We start from the raw sequence: 19109 nt of genomic DNA on the forward strand, positions 1-19109 counted from the left end.
TAATCTATGATCTATATGATCAAAAAATAATTATTGGTTTAAAAATTATAGCAGAGATATAATGAGTGATTTTTATGTATTAACGAATCGGTTTCATGCAAACGATCAAAATCCGCGGCGCAAGAACTCATAATCTTAAAAACATCGATGTGGATATTCCCCGTGATAATCTGACGGTTATCACGGGGCTGTCCGGTTCGGGAAAATCCTCATTGGCATTTGACACGTTGTATGCGGAAGGCCAGCGTCGTTATGTAGAATCCCTGTCGGCCTATGCCCGGCAGTTTTTATCCATGATGGATAAACCGGATGTGGACTCCATTGAAGGTTTGTCGCCCGCTATTTCAATTGAGCAGAAAGCGACGTCCCATAATCCCCGTTCAACAGTGGGAACAATAACGGAAATCTATGACTACCTGCGTCTGCTTTTTGCCCGGGTAGGGGAGCCGCGGTGCCCTGTGCATCATTTGAGTCTTCATGCGCAAACGGTCACTCAGATGGTGGATCAGGTTCTGTCCATGCCCGCCGACAGCAAGGCAATGATTCTGGCGCCGGTTGTTCGTGAGAGAAAAGGGGAACATATCCAGTTGTTACAGCAACTGCAGGCGCAAGGTTACGTGCGTGCCCGTATCGATGGCGAGATATGCGAGCTTGACGATCCGCCGCCCCTGGCGCTGCGGCAGAAACATACGATTGAAGTGGTTGTGGATCGTTTTAAAATTCGCCCGGATATTACCCAGCGATTGAGCGAGTCGTTTGAAAACGCCTTAAATCTTGCCGACGGGCTGGCTATTGTCGCTCCTCTGGATGGTGATTTTACCGAGCTGGTTTTTTCATCGAAATTCGCCTGCTCCGAATGTGGTTACAGTCTTAGTGAGCTGGAACCAAGACTTTTTTCCTTCAACAATCCGGTCGGCGCCTGTCCGGCCTGCGACGGGCTGGGGGTCGATCAGTATTTTGATCCCAAACGGGTCGTACATGATGATACCGCCAGCCTGGCGGATGGTGCCATCCGTGGTTGGGACAGAAAAACGACGTATTATTTCCCCATGCTGGAATCACTGGCCGCGCATTATGATTTTGATATTGACACGCCGTTTTGTGATTTGCCGGATAACATACGGCATGTTGTGTTATACGGCAGCGGGCGTGAGGTGATAGAGTTTCGTTATCAAAGACCCCGGGGTGATTTTTTATTAAGACGACACGCCTTTGAAGGTATCATTCCGAATATGCAACGGCGTTACCGTGAGTCGGATTCTTCCGCCGTGCGGGAGGAACTGGCCAAATACCTGGCTTCACGCCCCTGCCCCGTTTGTCTTGGTGCCCGGCTTCGGGAAGAAGCACGGCATGTCTTTGTCGATAATAAAAACCTGCCTGAGATCTCGGGATATTCTATTGAGCAGGCCTACGAATTTTTCAAGCAGTTGCAGTTAAGCGGCCACCGGGGTGAAATTGCTTCGAAAATCAACAAGGAAATTGTGGAGCGTCTGGGTTTTCTGGTCAATGTCGGGCTGGATTACCTGTCCCTGGCACGCAGTGCCGAGACGTTATCCGGCGGTGAGGCGCAGCGTATTCGTCTGGCCAGCCAAATCGGCTCGGGGCTGGTGGGCGTGATGTATATTCTCGATGAACCGTCCATTGGACTTCATCAACGCGATAACGATCGGTTGCTGAAAACATTGCTGCACCTGCGGAATCTGGGTAATACGGTTATTGTGGTCGAACACGACGAGGAAGCCATCCGTTCCGCCGACTTTGTGCTGGATGTGGGTCCGGGAGCCGGTGTGCATGGCGGAACCATCGTGGCCTGTGGAAAACCGCAAGACATCATGGCCAATCCGTCTTCCCTGACGGGACAGTATCTCTCGCGAGTGCAATCCATCGAGGTTCCCGCTCTACGCAAGACGGTTGATGCAAAACGTATGATTCATTTGGACAAAGTAACCTGTAACAACCTCAGCAACGTATCGGTCAGTATTCCTCTTGGATTGATCACTTGCGTCACAGGAGTGTCTGGTTCGGGCAAATCCAGTCTGATTAATGATACGTTGTATCCGATTGCGGCGAATCAGCTCAATCGCTCTAATCTGCTAACCCCGGGCAGTCTCAAATCCGTCAAGGGGCTGGATTTGTGTGACAAGGTCATTGATATCGATCAAAGCCCGATTGGACGGACGCCCCGCTCCAACCCGGCGACCTATACCGGTTTGTTTACGCCGATTCGGGAGTTGTTTGCCGCGACGCCCGAGGCGCGCGCCCGTGGTTATCAACCCGGACGTTTCAGTTTCAATGTGAAAGGGGGGCGTTGTGAGGCGTGTCAGGGCGATGGCCTTATCAAGGTGGAAATGCACTTTTTACCGGATATCTATGTGGTTTGTGATACCTGTAAAGGAAAACGGTATAATCGCGAAACGCTTGAAATACAATACAAGGGTAAAAATATTCACGAAATTCTTGAATTAACCGTGGAAGACGCACGTACATTTTTTGACGCCATTCCGGTACTGGCCAGAAAATGTCAAACGTTGATAGACGTAGGGTTGTCATACATTCGACTTGGCCAGAGCGCTACGACCTTATCCGGTGGGGAAGCCCAACGTATCAAACTGGCCCGGGAGCTTTCCAAGCGGGACACCGGCAATACGCTGTATATTCTGGATGAACCGACAACCGGCCTGCATTTTCACGACACCCGGCAATTACTCGCAGTTTTATTTCGCCTGAGAGAACAGGGTAATACCATTATTATCATCGAGCATAATCTTGATGTCATCAAAACGGCAGACTGGATCATTGATCTGGGGCCGGAAGGCGGCAGCAAGGGCGGACAAATCATTGCGACCGGAACACCGGAAAAGGTGGCAAAATGCGCCCACTCCTATACCGGACAATTTTTAAAACCGTTGTTGAACTTGTAATGTCGTGAAAGTTGTATTTTCTGTCTATTTCAAGCTATAACTAATGCAATAGCAAACAAAACGGGATAGCAATATGAGTATCTTGATTGTGATTCTGGTTATTATCGCCTTGCTGGTCATTTGGTCTGTCAGTATTTATAACGCACTGATAGGCATGATTGAAGCCATCAATAACAACAAGCGGCAAATCGATATCCAGTTGGACAGGCGCTATAAGGTTTTTGAATCCCTGATTGAATCCGTAAAAAAATATATGGATTATGAAAAAACCACGCTGAAAGATGTTGTGGCGTTGCGTAATCAGGCTCAGGCCGCCAGGGAGTCCGGCGATGAAAAGACACGGATCCAGGCCGAGGAAGGCATTTCAAGAATAGTGTCCGGTTTAAATCTGGTTTTTGAGCAATACCCCGATTTGAAGGCCAGCCAGAACGTGCTGCAATTGCAGGAAGAAATTGTTAATACGGAAAACAAGTTATCGTATGCCAAACAGGCTTATAACGATAGTATCGAACGTTATTACGCCAAGAAGAAATCATTTTTTGAGTCCATGGTTGTTAATGTTTTCTCATCCAGTCTCAATAAGGAATTCGAGTACTGGTCGTTACCGGAAGAAACCATCAAGCAACACGAAGATTATACGGTAAAGTTCTGAGGCTGAATGATGCCTTTAACCGATTATCATGCAACAACAGGCAACTGGCGTGAGCAATTGCGGCGCAATGAGCGTAAAACCCGGTGGGTTATCGGGTTGTTTATCCTCATCTATGTGGCGGTGGGGTTGCTGGTTGATGTTGTGATCCTGCAATCCATGTACCCACAGGTATCGATTACGCAATGCCTGTATGCGTTGCTGACCCTGCAAGTCATTCCCTATGCCACCCTTATCATGGGCGGTATTGCCATCATCTCATTAATGATAACCTATGCCATGTACGACCGTATCATGCTGATGGGCACGGATTCCCGGGAAATAACACCGGAGACCGCGAAGAATCTGCAGGAAAAGCAGTTGTACAACGTAGTGGAGGAAATGAAGGTGGCATCCGGGTTGAAATACATGCCCAAGGTGTTTCTTATCGAAGCCGGTTACATGAATGCGTTTGCCAGTGGATATAGTGAAAAATCCGCGATGGTGGCTATCACGCGCGGTTTAATCGACAAATTGAACCGTTCGGAATTACAGGCAGTGATGGCTCATGAGTTAAGCCATATCCGTCACCACGATATCAAATTGACGTTGATGGTCGCCGTTTTAAGCAATATTCTGCTGATTGTGCTTGATATCTTGTTTTATTCCGTTTTATACCGCCGCGATCGCCGCCAGGATAACCGGTTGGTATTAATCATAATCGTCTTGCGTTATGTACTGCCTTTGTTGACTGTCCTCCTGGCTTTGTTTTTAAGCAGAACCCGAGAATACATGGCTGATTCGGGCTCGGTGGAATTGATGCGTGATAACGAACCTATGGCCAGAGCCTTGTTAAAGATCAGTCAGGATCATGAGCAAAATGCCGAACAATACAGCCAGGATTACGGCAATACGCCGCATGAACAGGTACGGCAGGCGTCTTACCTGTTTGATCCCACCAGTATTGATCCGGTGAAATCACTCACCAGCGCGTTTTCAACACACCCGGCCGTTGATGATCGTTTAAACGCCCTCGGGTTTAAGCGTAAAAATCAATAGTGGTTTTCACAGGGATCATGACCGGTTAACAAGCCCTGATCACCTTTGCTAAGGTTGCTGGACAGGGCATGGAACGCGCTCCTGTTTGTAGACCAGTTCCCCATTAAAATTCAGTTTGATCCGCGCATCATGATAGGGAATGCCTTCTTTTTTTAAACGCAGCAGTAATTGATCATTTAAAAACAGGGTAATGATGGATTTGATAGTGGCTTTGGAGACGCTGTTGTTAAACAAACCATGATAACAATTAATGACAACACTGTTTTGCAGCAGTTCTTCAATGGCGTCGTCAAAACCACGCTGGTTGCGGTAGGATTTAAAATTATCCTTTAAAAAGCATTGGTTAGCTAATAATAATTCAATAAAGGTGAGCAAATTTTTTGTCTTGACGTCCCTGTAGGATGAGAAAAAATTCAAACGGGGTTTGAATGTTTCTTCCAGGTGAGTAAACAGCGTTTGAAAATCGTTGATAATGACACGCACCTGACCTTGTTTGGGTACAAAAAACTGATTTTTTTGCCGTTGTCGCTCCAATTGCAATAACGCTTCGTTTAATTGTTTTTCCAGATTTTCAATAATACTTTTTTCCTGGCTGATGCTTTCTTTCAACGTGATAAATGTTTTTCGTATGTCTTCGTTCGCTTTCTGGAAGCTTTGTTCATATTTGGCAAATCGTTGCAGAATCATATCGATTCGTGTACGCATATCCTGTTTCAGGCGTTGGATATCATTACTGACTTCCTGAACTTGCCTGGATTGATTAGACAGCAGCACCGACTGGATGTGATCCAGTTTGTTGGACAGGGTCGAGTTTAATTCATTGATGTCTTGAATATTTTCTCTGAACTCATTGAGCAACAGCTGGTATATTTCATCATTGGCTTGTTCCACCTCGGAAATATGTTCCAGGTTTTTACTGGTACTTTCCTTAAGGGAGGCAATACTTTTACGGGCTTGTTCAAGATGCGTCGTTAGCTGATTGACGTCACGGGACAAACTGACAAGCTGTTGTTGCTGATGGCGGTACTCCGATTTCAATCGAATATTATTCGCGGCGAGTTTTTTGGTGTTTTCCTCTTCCAGGTTAACGTGTTCTATCAACTCCCCCATCATGATTATCGCATCATCGAGCTGTCTCAGAAACGCGTTCGCCGCGTCATTGTTTTTTGCTTTCAGCGCGTTGATCATGACATGATGGAGCTGATTTAATTGTTGAAAAAAATAAAGATAATCGTTTAATTGGCAATTTTCCGGCAGATTGAACCGCAAGGCTTGTTCCTTTATTCCCAGTTGGCGCCATTTACTTTGTACCACATCCGACCATCCGCAATTCTCAAAAGCAATGGAACCCAGAAACTCATAGGTGGTGGAGTCCATTTCAACACTCAGATCGTCAAAAACAAGGTGGTAGTTGATGATCTGGCCTTCCGACAATTTGGACGGGGAATAAAAAGCCTGTATTTTTAAGCGGCCGGACAGTGTATTCACCTTGTCATCGGCTGTTTGCATTTTGTAATGGGTAGTGCGCAACGCGTCAAACAAGTCCTCGTTTATACAGTGCGGCGGGGTTTTCATGGTTTTTAAATCAAGACCGAGACAATCAATTAAACCAAATTCCCGCAGTATTTTGATCATGTTGTACAAATAGATGTGGTTTTCCTTGCCGGATAAAACATTTTTTCGGTCAACCTGATCGCCATTGGTCAGATAATGCTGGTTTAAAAAGCAATCCTGCGCGTAATCCATTCTGGCCCGTAAATGATGCAACGCCAGAATGCAGCGCCGGAAAATGGAGTTGGTTACGAAACGCTGTTGCTTGATCAGATGTTTGGGATCCGGTGTTTCCGTGCGGAGCAGAAAGGATTGGCCGATTCCGGTCAATGGAATGTCTTGAGACTCCAGCCATTTGGGGTCGTTTATCCATTGCAGAATATCACTTAAACTCTCGTGGCTGGCGAAAAAGCTGCCTATTCGCCGCATTGCTTCGTCATACAGCACCGAAATAAGGGTGCGTTTGGCATGATACTCGCCTCGTTCCAATAATCCCTGGTGGCCGTATCGGGTGGCAGACTGGAGAAATTCTTTTTCCAGGGCCTGACAAATAAATAACAGTTTGCAGATGGCCAGGATATCCTGGGCTATTTGTGTCTGCTCTTCCGAGGTCAGCGTTTTATAAGACCCTTTTTGATTCCAGGTCATAAGCAAAGCAGCTGATTCGGGATCGGTGAACACATCCTGGTAACGGACAAAGGAAAGCAAATCTTCCTGATGACCCAACTGGCTCATGTTTTCCGCAATGGTGGCCAGGGGCTTAAGGAGGGCGTGTATGCCTTTTTCAGCAAAAGGCAACATCCCGGTGGCCTGACCCGTATCGGCCCGTAATATGCCCTGGGCAATTTTATAGGACGTAATGTCTGTGAACTCCTTACCAGCCTGGTTGTCAAACAGCCTTGCTATTAATTCAAGAAACGTGCTGGTCATCCCATACAGTTGTATGGAGGATTGTTGAGCCAGTTGCTGAATACTGATTTTGCGTTGTTCAACGATTAATTGATCGAGGAGGCGCATATAATGATCTTGTATCTTGCTCGCTAATATCTCACGTTGTGTGGTCGTTGATATAAGATATTCATGCAGATTTTTGTTGAAATTGGCTGCTAATAATTTGTTATGAAGAATATTGGTGAAATAATCGTTGATGATGGCTTTGAATTTTTCCAGACGTTTCTCGTTTTCCTGGCCAGGCAGACCGGCAAGGGCTTTCATCAGTTGAATCAGGATGATGGAGGTATTTCGCATCATTTGCACCGTGGCTACTGCGACGGCTCTGTTTTCCGAATTAATCGTTTTGCGATTGACGTTGAGGTAGGTTTCAAAATATTCGTCGATGGTTTTTTCAATGGCAAGAGCCGGTGCGTCGCTGTTATGCTCCATGGTTTTAATGCCTTCATGAAGCTTTTGAATTTGAAATATGTCAGTACCTTCGCGTGGTTGCAGGTAACAAAAGGTTTCAAGATGGCCGCGAATGGAGGAACCTAATTGCAGTTTCAATTCACAATCATCATCCAGGCTATCTAATTGTTGCAGGAGCGTTTCGATGATTGACTGGCAATTTTCATTGATGGTGTCGGCGTTTTTTTTTGGAATGTGTCCCAGTGTCAGGATCAGTTTCTCTCTGTCGCAGTGTGCTTTCAGTGAGTGGAGGTAGGCACCGAACCCTGTACCAAGCGCCATACCCACCCCGCCACTAATCGCTCCGGTAATGGCAAGGGAACTTCCCTGCCCAAGCGCTGCACCTAAAATGGAGTCCCAAATTCCCATCGTTGCCTCCTGCTACTGATATAGAATGCTTTTGAACCTGATATCCATTTCATCACGGAGGGGCCGTTGTATGACACACACAGATGATACAGATAGGTTACAGACTGAACTGCAGTACATTTCCTTACCATATCGCAGACGTCACAATATCGTCAACTTTATTATCAAATTGATAAATTTTCAGAGGGATGAATGGTCAATAGACCCTGATAGTTCCTTGTGGCTTGTCATGAAGGCGACATGCGGATAACGTTCACCCGTGTAGGAACCTGTTCTGGAAATGTGGCATTTGGACATGAAACCCGCAATACGGCCGCAGGCCTCCTTACGGGCTACGGCCATTTTGTAAAAAAATTCTGCGAGCAAAGGGGCTTACCCCTTTTTTATAATGTTTTCTGTAGCCCGTCATGCAGGCGAAGCCGAAATGCGGGTAACGGTGCTTTTGTAAAAAAATTGTGTCGACACGTCCTGGTTCTATTCACGCAAACCGGTTCCTTTTTTAAATAAAAACAGATTAAGTGCCACTAAGAAGACCAGCATCAAGGTAATCATAATCATGGATGTGGTCATATTGACTTCCTGCTGGTTGATCATGGTGTGTCTTAAGGCGTTCACCATGTATAGAATCGGATTAAAATGAGAGACGGTTGGCCAGATGCCGGGAAGCATGCTGGTCGAGTAAAAGACGCCTCCCAGGTAAGTCAGGGGGGTCAGGACAAAAGTCGGGATAATCATCACGTCGTCAAAATTACGAGCAATCATGGCATTGGTAAAACCGGCCAGGGAAAAAATGGCCGACACCATAATGACCACCACGATCGTCATGAACACCTGATGAATGTGAAGGGTAATAAAAAAACAGGAGACAAGAAAAACCAGCAACGCCACAATAACACCCCGTAAAATCCCTCCCAGGGTATAACCTATCAATAAAAAGCTGTCGTGCATGGGGCTGACCAGAATTTCCTCGACACTTTTTTGAAATCGGGCGCTGAACAGGGAGGTTGAGACGTTGCCATAGGCATTGGTGATGATCGACATCATGATTAAACCGGGGGCAATAAACGTGGAGTAGTTCACACCTTGAACGGGACCGATGCGATCCCCGATCAAAGTGCCAAATATCAGAAAATACAAGGCTGTCGTAATGGCCGGCGGCAGAAAAACCTGAGTGGCAATGCGAAACATTCGGACTACTTCGCGGCGGACCAGGGTATACAGGGCGATAAATTGCTGATTAATGGTCATGATTGATCAAATCCAGAAACAGTTCTTCCAAACGGTTGGTTTTGTTACGCAGGCTGTGGATATGCAGATTTTTCTCACTCAGTTTGGTAAAGACGTCATTGAGTGATACCTGGTTATCGACGCGTAACTCAAAGGTATTGTTATCTATCCATTGTGCTTGAAACGGCTCGAGAGATGGCAAGTCGGTGATAGGTGTTGCCGTATTCAATACGAACGTCTGATGATTCAGGGTTTTTAGCAGGTCTTTCATTGAGGTGTTTTCCACAATTTGTCCCTGGTGGATGATGGCGATGTTTTTACACAGTTGTTCCGCTTCCTCAAGATAATGGGTTGTTAAAATAATGGTGGTTCCCTGTTCGTTGGTATGCGTCAGAAAATCCCACATACTGCGTCGGATTTCTATATCGACTCCGGCCGTCGGCTCATCAAGAATCAGTACCTTGGGATTGTGGATTAGTGCCCTGGCAATCATTAAGCGGCGCTTCATACCACCGGAAAGATGCCTGACGATTTCATGGCGCTTGTCCCATAAGCCAAGCTGTTCAAGCAGCTTTTCAGCCTGTCGTTTGGCATTCTTGCGGCTGATACCGTAAAATCCGGCTTGATTGAGTAGAATCTGATAGCAGGGTTCAAATATATTGAGATTAAACTCTTGCGGCACCAACCCCAGGCAGGATTTGGCCAGAGCCGGCTTTTTATCCAGATCATAACCGTGAACACGAATAGCACCGGACGTTTTGATAATCAAGGTGGTGATTAACCCGATGGTGGTTGATTTCCCAGCCCCGTTTGCCCCTAATAACGCGAAGAAATCGCCTTCCCGAACTGATAAATCAATGCCTTTCAGCGCTTCCACACCATTGGCGTACGTTTTGCGCAGTTGACTAATTTCCAGAGCGTGCATCGTGATTGACTTGATGAAAAAAAGGATCATTATACATGAGAATGTTCAGATTCGAAGTGCTATATTTGCCATTTACGGGATTCGCTGCTTTCTTCCCCGTCGCTGTATTCTTCCGTATCGTCGTCACTGCCGCTGTCAATATTGGCCGCACGAATTTGCTTCAGGGTTGTCTGAAACTGCTCGGACGACAGAATCAGTTCGGCGATGGAGGATAAGTGTGGTTCGGGGATTTTTTTTTTCCGGTAACGGTTGCAGGTTCGGGTTTCGTTGTGGTGTTCTTTTTGGATTTTTCCATAATTTCCTGACGCCTGGCGAGCAGTTCCTTAAAAAAACCGGGCGCCTGGCGGTGTTCCTCCGAAACGTCTGAAGGCCATTCTGACGGAGAGTTTTTAGTTACTGTGGATGAAGGCGGTTCGGGCGCCTTTGGTATTGTAGCAGGGCGGGCGAGGTGAGGGGGTATTATGTCTTTCGGGTTTTCGGGCGTCTTGGCAGCTAACGGGGGTGTTTCCTTGACGGATTTCATATGGGGGGAGGCGATGACCGGAGCTTCGGGGGTAAAATCGGTTCGTGGCCAGTCTGTCGTTGTGATCCCCATGATCTCATTTAATTGTCTCAGCAGATTTTGGGCCTTTAAGTGACCTGACCTTTGTTCGCGAGATTGCTGAGACTCCCGTTCTATAGTTTTCAGGCGTTCATTTTCTTTCTCGCGTGTGTCCTTTTCCCGGCGGAGTTGCGTCATTTGGGCTTGTAAACTTTTTATCTCGCTTTGGTGTGCTTTCTTTAGCAATTCGATCGTGGTATTCAAGTGTGCCACGAGATCAAAACGCAGTGGTTCCGGTTCAACGCTAATGTGCAGAGCATGTGACAGAAGGTTATTCACTTCATGGCCGCATTTTTTATAATACTCATTAAGCAACTGGCTAACATGGGCTGAAAAAACAGGATCGGTCGGTAAATAAAGGGTAGCGGTGACACAGAGGTATTGAATGAGGCTGTGATCATGGAACGCATCGGCGTTAGTTTGCACAATATCCAGCAGGGACTGCAAGCTTTTCCGGAGTTCATCGAAATGTTCATCCTTGCCCCATTTCAGGTAGGCTCCCCCCTTGCCTTGTATTTTATACCGTTCAGTAAAATCGCTGAACAGCTCCATGAATTCCTTACTGACGGCCATACCCGAATTCCCTGTGTTTGGATAGCGTTATTTAATAATAACCGGAATGAAAGTTCAATAAAGCTTATTTTTACACGGAAACACTATCAGACCAGTGATCAAACATTTATTAGCAGGGGGACGGGCACTTGAGCGCGGATTTTCAGCCAGCTCGTGATGCTGTAACGTGTCTGTCTGGTTTCGCACACTTCGTGAGGAAGATTGCTGGTAAAACAGATAAAGCGATTACCGACAGGAAGCGTCGTACAGAGGAGTTGATCCTTATTGTTATATAATTTTAATTCCCCGCCAAAATTATCCTGCCAACCCGGATTTAAATAATAAACGCACGAAATTCGTCGATCACTGGTATCTGTAAACTGATCGATATGGCGGCGATAAAAATCGCCGGGCTGATACACCGCCAAATGAGCCTCAAATTCCACCAGAGCCAGAAAAAGGGTTTGATTCAAGAGAGCGATAATCTTGTTGAGCATCTCAAAATAAGGATGAATTGCGGGATGTTCAGACGGTTTTTCCAGCCAGTAAATCTTGTCGCGACGAATGGATTGATTGTGTTGAGTGTTCTGCTGGCGTCCGATGCGTGCGGTCTTGAATTGGCCATCCTCGTAAATATTCCCAACCAGATTTAATAGTTGTTTATAATGGTGAACGGGTAAAAAATCATCAATAATAGCAAAGCTATTTTTGCACAGGGAATCAACAAATTGATCAAGGTCTGCCAACATACACCAGTAGTCAATTCAGGATGATGGATGTTACTCGATAATGATTTAAAAATATACATAAAGTTGCAAAAAAAACTCCACGGCCCAGGCTCTGTGAACCAATTTTTTCGCAAAGCGAAAATGTGGATAATTGAGTGCCATTATGTCTTTGAATGAGGCGAATAGCGGGCTCTATTTAACGAATTCAAAGACATAATGGCGCCAATTAGCCGTATTTGCAGCTGTGAAAATTTTTGTTCACGGAGCCTAATCATGATCCGGGTATTTTCTTGCCGGTATGCAAGGGCTGTCGACGTATTCCCCGTTAATTTTTAATACCATATTGACACTGCGACGGTGGTAACGCCTCAATATCTCAAATTGCGCCGGCGTGACATAACCATACGAATTGCCGCAATATACCAGAGAGTAGGCCGTACGGGTCGGTTTGACCTTGATCGGAATTTCACATTCCCAGCGAAAGCGAGTCAGGTCACAATTGGCCAAGGCTGTACTGAAAGGTAACAAGGCCAGCAGACAAACAGAAATAAAATGGTTCATGCCGCTTATTCCCAGGGAGTATATAAACATTTGTCGTCCGGTGTTTTTTTTTCTTTAGGAGAAAGGCTCTGTGAACTTATCTTTTATCGGCTACAAATTGCGATTAATTTGCTCAAAATTCCGCTTGAATTCGTCAAATAGGGCTGGCTATTCTCCTCATTCAAACGAAATTTTGAGCTAAATTACCTCAATTTTCGCTTCGATAAAAGATAAGTGCACAGAACCTATGCTCTGTGAACCAAAATTTTCACAGAGCCTGATTGCAAGAGTGATGTGGAGTACCTGATAGTGCTTGCTCTTGCAGCATGGTTTTATACAATTGAAATGTCAACAGACCCTGACTATGGAGTTCACATGCTTACTTCGACAGAGGAATTCCTGAGCCTGCTGCGGCAGGGCGATTATCTTGCCGTGTTGCAATGGCTTCAATTTATCAATGAGAAATACAAGCCTGATAAACCTGAAAAAGACGGAATCGATGCCGATACACTGTTGTTTCTCGCCGTGTTTGAGCTTTTAAATCATGGATTTTCACAAAAAGATGAGGGATTAACTATTGTTATACTGGGGCTTCTGGATACCGAACCACGCTTGTTTAAAGAAGAGTCGGCTTATGCCGCAACGGTGTTTTTTAACGCCTCATTACAATGCCTGGTCTATGAGCAGCACCATTTGCTGGCGTTTTATCAAAATCCGAAACTTAAAGACGTCAATATCATCAAATCATGGATGACCCGAAGCGGAGGCTACACACCTGGTAACCACGAGGGATTGTCGGAATTTGCCAACAGCAAGGCCGTCGGGGAGAAATTTAAGGATATTGAAGCGTTATTGCCTGTATACCAGAAGAGTATCGATGCCGCTCAACGTAATATTGCACCGGTTATGGAATATCGCGATCTGATTTTGGAATACCTGGATGAGTTAAGCCGTCGTCAAGAAGACGATCACTGCGCCAGTGTGCGGCTCGGTGTGGTTTTGGCGTTACGGGAATACCTTATGGGGCAAACGCTGGTGACAGCGGGTGTAAAAGACCATATTTCAAAATACGTGCGTAAATTGGAGGAGGAGAATCCTCAGCCGTGGGAGAACGAGTATTTAGCCAGGTTATCACCAAAATCCATTTCCGAGAGGTTAATGGAAACGTCCAGGTATACCATCCGGTTTTTCGCGTCTACAGCCTGGGATAATTTAATGGCATTACCAGGTACTTTGTTAAATTCGGAGCAAAGCGGTGGTAACAAACCTAATTAAACACGCCTTCGTGGTTGAGCAGGTATTCTTTATAATTTAACGCGTTGGCATGCCCCATATATCCGCCGGGGTTGTCCTTGCCAACGACTCGATGACAGGGAATAAAGAGGGCGAGGGGATTGTTTTTGCACGCTTGTCCAATGGCTCTGGGGCTTGAAAGCAGGGTGTTGGCGAGTTGGCCGTACGTCATCGTTCTGCCAACGGGAATAACCAGCAAGGCATTCCACACCCGCTGTTGATAAGTCGTGCCAAGCGGCTTTAGCGGCAATTGAAAGCGATGGTGGGGGTTGTCAAAGTAATGGTTTAATTCCTGGTGGATATCCCGACCAAGACCCGTTTTGTCCGTGGAGTTTTTCGTCGGGGTGTCGTCAAACACCGCGCGATAGATATAATGCTCATCGTACGCCACATTCAACCAGCCAACGGGTGTTTGGTAAGCGGTAACGATGAGCGTCATAATAAAACCGGATTACCCTTCTTTTTTAGTAGCCAGTTTTTCCTTGATACGAGCAGCTCGTCCGGCGAGGTTGCGCAGATAATACAATTTGGCTCGACGTACATCACCGCGTCTTTTTACAGTAATGCTGTCCACAACCGGGCTATAGGTTTGAAAAACCCGTTCAACACCGACGTTGTGAGAAATTTTACGTACGGTGAAGGCGGAATTCAAACCACGGTTTCGTTTGGCAATGACGATGCCTTCAAAAGCCTGTAGACGTTCCCTGGTTCCTTCCTTAACCCGTACCTGCACCAGAACCGTATCTCCGGGGCTGAATTCCGGGATTGTTTTACCTTTCATTTGCTCGGCATTTAACTGGTCAATAATGTTAGTCATGGTCACTCCTCAAATGGGCGTTCCTGTCAGCAGGAATCACCGTGTTCGCACTTAAATTCGACAAGCAGCTGCTCATCGACATCATTTAATTCCAAATTTTTCAGTAACCCGGGTCGTTTCAACCAGGTGTTCCCCAACGATTGTTTCCTTCGCCAGCGCTCGATATCGCGATGGTTGCCGTTTAATAACACGGCAGGAACGGCCATATCGTCAACGCTTGCCGGCCTTGTATAGTGAGGATAATCCAGCAATCCGTTCATGAAGGAATCCTGCGCAGCGGAGCCCTGGTGTCCCAGGCTTCCCGGCAGTAATCTCACTATGGCGTCAATAAAAATCATGGCAGCCAGTTCACCGCCGCTTAATACAAAATCCCCTATGGACCACTCTTCATCAATGTGTCTCTCAATCACTCGCTCATCAATGCCTTCATAGCGGCCGGCAATAAAGAGCAAGGACTGTCTGCTGTCGGCTATGGCGTTTAAGTCGCCCTGCCTGATATCCCGGCCTTGCGGACTTAAGTAAATAACCTTGCACGCCGCCGGCATTTGTTGCCTTGCGTGTGTAATGACCGCAGCCAGTGGCTCATACATCATCACCATTCCCGGGCCGCCTCCGTAAGGTTTGTCATCAACCTGTCGATAAGGCCCCGGCGCCCATTGACGTGGATTCCAGGAATCGATTTTCGCAAGTCCCTGTTTAATCGCTCGTCCAACCACGCCGTGTTCCAGGACGGCAAGCATCTCGGGCATTAATGTAATCACACCAAGATGTATCATAAAAATTCGGTGTCCCAGTCGACGGTAATCCGACGCCCTTCCTTATCGACCTGGATAACAAACCGACCCGGGAGGTAAGGAATCAGGTAACGTTTGTCGCCTTCTACAACCAATACATCATTGGAACCGGTTGGCATAATGTCGCTGACGATTCCAAATTGAAAACCTTGCCGATTCACAACGGTCATTCCGGTTAATTCATGCCAGTAGTAATCTCCCGGTTCCAGTTCGGGCAATTGATCACGACTGACGGCAATGTCAACATTGGTTAGTCGGGCGGCCTGATCACGATCTGCGAAACCTTCAATCAAGGCGAGTATATGTTTATCGGTACTATTTACCCGCAATGCGTTAATCGGTTGCCATCGTTTGTCAATCAGGGCATGCCACTGTGTGTAACTCAGGATGTTGTCACGAGGAACCGTAAACGAGTGAATCGTAATAAATCCCTTGACGCCATGTGTGCGGCCAAAACGGCCTATGACAACCCGGTCAACCTCTTTATTCACTTTATTCAGCGACGGCACTCTTCTTGTATTCTTTCACCAGCTGGCTGACGCGATCGGATAATTGAGCGCCTGTTTTTTGCCAGTGATCCAGTTTATCCATTTCCAGATGTAAACGTACTTCCTGGCCACGGGCTATCGGATTGAAATAACCAATCCGTTCGATGTAATTGCCATCACGACGCCTGCGGCTGTCGGTTACAACCATGTGATAAAAAGGACGCTTTTTGGCGCCGGCTCTAGATAAACGTATAACGACCATATGTTCCTCATTAAGAGTGGTTACGTAAAAATGCCGTGTATTGTACGAAAATTAACTCGGCAAGGGAAGGGCTTCTTCTTATTTATTTGAAATCATCCGGAAACATACCTTTCATCCCGGGTAATCCGCCCATGCCGCGCATCATTTGTTTCATGCCGCCCGGTTTGGTGAATTTTTTCATCATTTTTTGCATCTGCTCATATTGTTTCAATAAACGGTTAACATCCTGAATTTGAGTGCCGGAGCCTTGGGCAATCCGGCGTTTGCGTGAACCGACAATAATTTTGGGGATACGACGTTCCTTTTGGGTCATGGAGTTAATAATGGCAATAGTTTTGGCCATGGCGTTATCGTTAATTTGATTGATGGCCTGTTGAGGCAGCTGACCCATGCCCGGCAGCTTGCTCATCATGCCTGAAATGCCGCCCATGTTGTTCATTTGCAACAATTGCTGTTTGAAATCTTCCAGGTCAAAGCCTTTGCCTTTTTTCAGTTTTTTGGCCAGTTTTTCGCTGGCCTGTTTATCGGCTTTTCGTTCCACTTCCTCAATCAGGGTAAGAATGTCCCCCATGCCCAGAATTCGCGAGGCAACCCGATCGGGATGAAACGGCTCCAGGGCGTCAATTTTCTCGCCGCTTCCCATGAATTTGATGGGTTGTCCGGTAATTTGTTTGACGGAGAGCGCCGCGCCACCACGCGCGTCACCATCCGTTTTGGTGAGAATCACACCGGTTAGGGGCAAGGCCTCATGAAACGCTTTTGCCGTATTGGCGGCGTCCTGTCCTGTCATGCTGTCGACAACGAACAGGGTTTCAATCGGGTGGATTGCCTGATGGAGAGATTTAATTTCCGCCATCATCCCTTCATCGATATGCAGGCGGCCTGCCGTATCAAAAATAACCACATCCATGTATTGTTTTTTGGCGCTTTCCAGTGCTTTTTTCGCGATATCCAGCGGTTTTTCATGGCTTTCTGAAGGATAGAAAACGACGTCAATTTGCTGTGCGAGCAGTTTCAATTGTTCAATAGCCGCCGGACGGTATACGTCCACACTAACCAGCATGACCTTTTTATGCTCCGTTTCCTTCATATAACGGGCCAGTTTGGCGGTACTGGTTGTTTTACCGGAACCTTGCAGGCCGGCCATCAAAAACACGGCCGGAGGTTGTGTTTTGAAATTTAACTCGGCGCGGTTGTCGCCTAGCAGGTGCACCAGTTCCTCATGGACAATTTTTACCAGGGCCTGCTCGGGTTTTAAGCTCAAATCCACTTCCTGACCCAGCGCCCTGGTCTTAACCTGTTCAATAAATTGTTTGACGACAGGCAGGGCGACGTCTGCTTCCAGTAAAGACAGGCGCACTTCACGCAAGGCTTGCTGGGTATTTTCCTCAGTAAAACGACTTTGCCCGCTTAAGGTTTTAAACGCGCGATGTAACCGTTCCGTTAAATTTTCAAACATGCTTATGACCCGATTGAAAAAAGGAGCATTGTAGCATAATGATAGTGAAGCTGTAACACGGTGGTATTGACTTTGGTTCACAAAACCCTGAGTGATCTACGCGTTTCTCTTTGCTATGATGATTATCTTGATTTCACTGGTTTTGATTAAGGAATATTGGTGCAGTTATCTCTGACGACATTATTCATTCTTCTTGGTTTTCTGGTTCTCCTGTCCGCTTTTTTTTCCGGATCAGAAATTGGCATGATGTCGTTAAACCGTTACCGGTTGCGGCATCTGGTAAGAACCAGGCACAAGCAAGCCATCAGGGTTAATCTGTTGCTGTCGCGTCCTGATCGTTTGCTGGGCGTCATATTGGTAGGCAACACCCTGGCTAATATCGTGGCGTCCACCATCGCGACGTTAATAGGACAGCGATTATATGGTGATGCGGGTGTGGCGCTGGCCACACTGTTGCTGACCTTTGTGATTCTGGTTTTTGCGGAGCTGGCGCCAAAAACGCTGGCGGCCCTGCATCCGCAGCAGGTGGCTTTTATCACGTCCCTGCCTTTATGGATCCTGCAAACCATTCTGGCTCCTCTGATCAAGGCTCTTGTCTGGATTGCCAATACCCTTCTGCGTCTTTGTGGTGTGCCGATCGGCAAGGTGCAGAAAGAGGCGTTGTCCAGTGAGGAATTACGTTCCGTGGTTCATGAAACCGGCGGTCTGCTGGGCTCGGAGCATAAAAGTATGCTGATAAGCTTGCTGGATTTGGAGCAGGCGACGGTGGAAGACATCATGATTCCCAAATCTGAAATCATTGGTATTGACATTAATCAACCCTGGCATGAACTGCTGGATCAACTGGAAACTGCCCAGCATACCCGATTACCCCTGTATCAGGATACCATTGATCATTTGATTGGGATGATTCACGTGCGTGATATCCTTAATCTGCTGATTGAAGAGCGTTTTGATAAAGACAGCTTGCTTAAAGCAGCCGACGAACCTTATTTTATTCCCGAAGCCACGCCATTAAACACCCAGATTCTGAATTTTCAGAAAATGAAGAAACGCAGTTGCTTTGTAGTGGATGAGTACGGTGATTTACTGGGACTGGCTACTATGGAGGATATTCTGGAGGAAGTTGTCGGGGAATTCACAACCGACATCACGGCTTTGTACAAGGATATTGTGGAACAGAAAGACGGATCCGTTATTGTCGATGCCAGCATTACCTTGCGCCATTTAAAACGTATGCTCGGATGGCAATTGCCGCAATTGGGTCCGCGTACCTTAAGTGGATTGATTATTGAACATCTGGGGTATATTCCTCCTCCGGATTGCTGCTTGCTGATCGATAATTATCAAATTGAAGTACTGAAAGTCGGCGATAATATTATTAAAACGGTTCGCATGCTCAAGGTGGATAAAAAGAAATAAGGCGCGTTTTACAAAACAGGCGATCCCGTGTGCAATACCCGGGTTTGTCCTGTTTGGAAAGATCTCATGCAA

Annotated in this window: 17 protein-coding genes; 5 read left to right on the forward strand and 12 right to left on the reverse strand. The window is 46.5% G+C overall.

What is annotated here, in order from left to right:
• Window positions 1–95 precede the first annotated feature (95 nt).
• From uvrA to htpX, 3 genes are all read left to right on the forward strand, one after another.
• Entirely contained in the window at window positions 96–2921 is a 2826-nt protein-coding gene (uvrA, locus tag CKW05_RS02280) for an excinuclease ABC subunit UvrA (RefSeq protein ID WP_058483677.1), read from the forward strand.
• Window positions 2922–2994: 73 nt separating this feature from the next.
• The gene (locus CKW05_RS02285; RefSeq protein ID WP_058483676.1) at window positions 2995–3573 is read left to right on the forward strand and encodes a LemA family protein; all 579 of its coding nucleotides are present in this window, start codon (window positions 2995–2997) and stop codon (window positions 3571–3573) included.
• Between the two features lie 9 nt (window positions 3574–3582).
• Window positions 3583–4608 carry a zinc metalloprotease HtpX gene (htpX, locus tag CKW05_RS02290; RefSeq protein ID WP_058483675.1) on the forward strand — a complete coding sequence of 342 codons (1026 nt, stop codon included), beginning with the start codon at window positions 3583–3585 and terminating at the stop codon, window positions 4606–4608.
• A gap of 48 nt (window positions 4609–4656) precedes the next feature.
• Here the strand turns inward: htpX and CKW05_RS02295 are convergent, their stop codons facing one another.
• The 6 genes from CKW05_RS02295 to CKW05_RS02330 all read right to left on the reverse strand — a co-directional run bounded on the left by CKW05_RS02295 (window position 4657) and on the right by CKW05_RS02330 (window position 12553).
• Window positions 4657–7929, reverse strand: a complete 3273-nt coding sequence (locus tag CKW05_RS02295; protein WP_058483674.1) for a coiled-coil domain-containing protein — start codon at window positions 7927–7929, stop codon at window positions 4657–4659.
• 474 nt (window positions 7930–8403) lie between these two features.
• Window positions 8404–9177 (reverse strand): ABC transporter permease, encoded by a 774-nt coding sequence (locus CKW05_RS02305; RefSeq protein ID WP_058483672.1) that lies wholly within the window; start codon window positions 9175–9177, stop codon window positions 8404–8406.
• Window positions 9167–10081 (reverse strand): ABC transporter ATP-binding protein, encoded by a 915-nt coding sequence (locus tag CKW05_RS02310; RefSeq protein WP_058483671.1) that lies wholly within the window; start codon window positions 10079–10081, stop codon window positions 9167–9169. Before CKW05_RS02310 ends, CKW05_RS02305 begins: the two co-directional genes overlap by 11 nt.
• 193 nt (window positions 10082–10274) lie before the next feature.
• Window positions 10275–11255, reverse strand: coding sequence for a hypothetical protein (locus tag CKW05_RS02320; protein WP_058483669.1), 981 nt, complete (start codon window positions 11253–11255; stop codon window positions 10275–10277).
• Between the two features lie 98 nt (window positions 11256–11353).
• A complete protein-coding gene (locus tag CKW05_RS02325) occupies window positions 11354–11983 on the reverse strand; it encodes a 2OG-Fe(II) oxygenase (protein ID WP_082642786.1) in 630 nt (209 codons plus the stop codon).
• Window positions 11984–12229: 246 nt separating this feature from the next.
• Window positions 12230–12553, reverse strand: coding sequence for a hypothetical protein (locus tag CKW05_RS02330; protein ID WP_408606979.1), 324 nt, complete (start codon window positions 12551–12553; stop codon window positions 12230–12232).
• A gap of 324 nt (window positions 12554–12877) precedes the next feature.
• Here CKW05_RS02330 and CKW05_RS02335 point away from each other — a divergent pair, with 324 nt between their 5' ends.
• Window positions 12878–13777: a helical bundle domain-containing protein gene (locus CKW05_RS02335; RefSeq protein ID WP_058483668.1), complete on the forward strand. Its 900-nt coding sequence runs from the start codon at window positions 12878–12880 to the stop codon at window positions 13775–13777.
• On the opposite strand, the gene CKW05_RS02340 is transcribed toward CKW05_RS02335, so the two are convergent.
• The 6 genes from CKW05_RS02340 to ffh all read right to left on the reverse strand — a co-directional run bounded on the left by CKW05_RS02340 (window position 13770) and on the right by ffh (window position 17615).
• Window positions 13770–14234: a methylated-DNA--[protein]-cysteine S-methyltransferase gene (locus CKW05_RS02340; RefSeq protein WP_058483667.1), complete on the reverse strand. Its 465-nt coding sequence runs from the start codon at window positions 14232–14234 to the stop codon at window positions 13770–13772. The genes CKW05_RS02335 and CKW05_RS02340 overlap by 8 nt on opposite strands.
• A 12-nt stretch (window positions 14235–14246) precedes the next feature.
• On the reverse strand, window positions 14247–14612 hold the full coding sequence (gene rplS / locus CKW05_RS02345; protein WP_058483666.1) for a 50S ribosomal protein L19: 366 nt from the start codon (window positions 14610–14612) through the stop codon (window positions 14247–14249).
• 26 nt (window positions 14613–14638) lie between these two features.
• Window positions 14639–15388: a tRNA (guanosine(37)-N1)-methyltransferase TrmD gene (trmD, locus tag CKW05_RS02350; RefSeq protein WP_058483665.1), complete on the reverse strand. Its 750-nt coding sequence runs from the start codon at window positions 15386–15388 to the stop codon at window positions 14639–14641.
• Window positions 15385–15897 carry a ribosome maturation factor RimM gene (gene rimM / locus CKW05_RS02355; RefSeq protein ID WP_058483664.1) on the reverse strand — a complete coding sequence of 171 codons (513 nt, stop codon included), beginning with the start codon at window positions 15895–15897 and terminating at the stop codon, window positions 15385–15387. The genes trmD and rimM overlap by 4 nt, the downstream gene beginning before the upstream one ends.
• 1 nt (window position 15898) lies before the next feature.
• Window positions 15899–16156, reverse strand: coding sequence for a 30S ribosomal protein S16 (gene rpsP, locus CKW05_RS02360; protein WP_058483663.1), 258 nt, complete (start codon window positions 16154–16156; stop codon window positions 15899–15901).
• Window positions 16157–16238: 82 nt separating this feature from the next.
• Window positions 16239–17615 (reverse strand): signal recognition particle protein, encoded by a 1377-nt coding sequence (ffh, locus tag CKW05_RS02365; RefSeq protein ID WP_058483662.1) that lies wholly within the window; start codon window positions 17613–17615, stop codon window positions 16239–16241.
• 159 nt (window positions 17616–17774) lie between these two features.
• Between ffh and CKW05_RS02370 the strand changes: the two genes are divergently transcribed.
• Window positions 17775–19037, forward strand: coding sequence for an HlyC/CorC family transporter (locus CKW05_RS02370; RefSeq protein WP_058483661.1), 1263 nt, complete (start codon window positions 17775–17777; stop codon window positions 19035–19037).
• Window positions 19038–19109 lie beyond the last annotated feature (72 nt).

Origin of the sequence: Legionella spiritensis, from assembly GCF_900186965.1 — a bacterium.
Taxonomy (GTDB): domain Bacteria; phylum Pseudomonadota; class Gammaproteobacteria; order Legionellales; family Legionellaceae; genus Legionella_C; species Legionella_C spiritensis.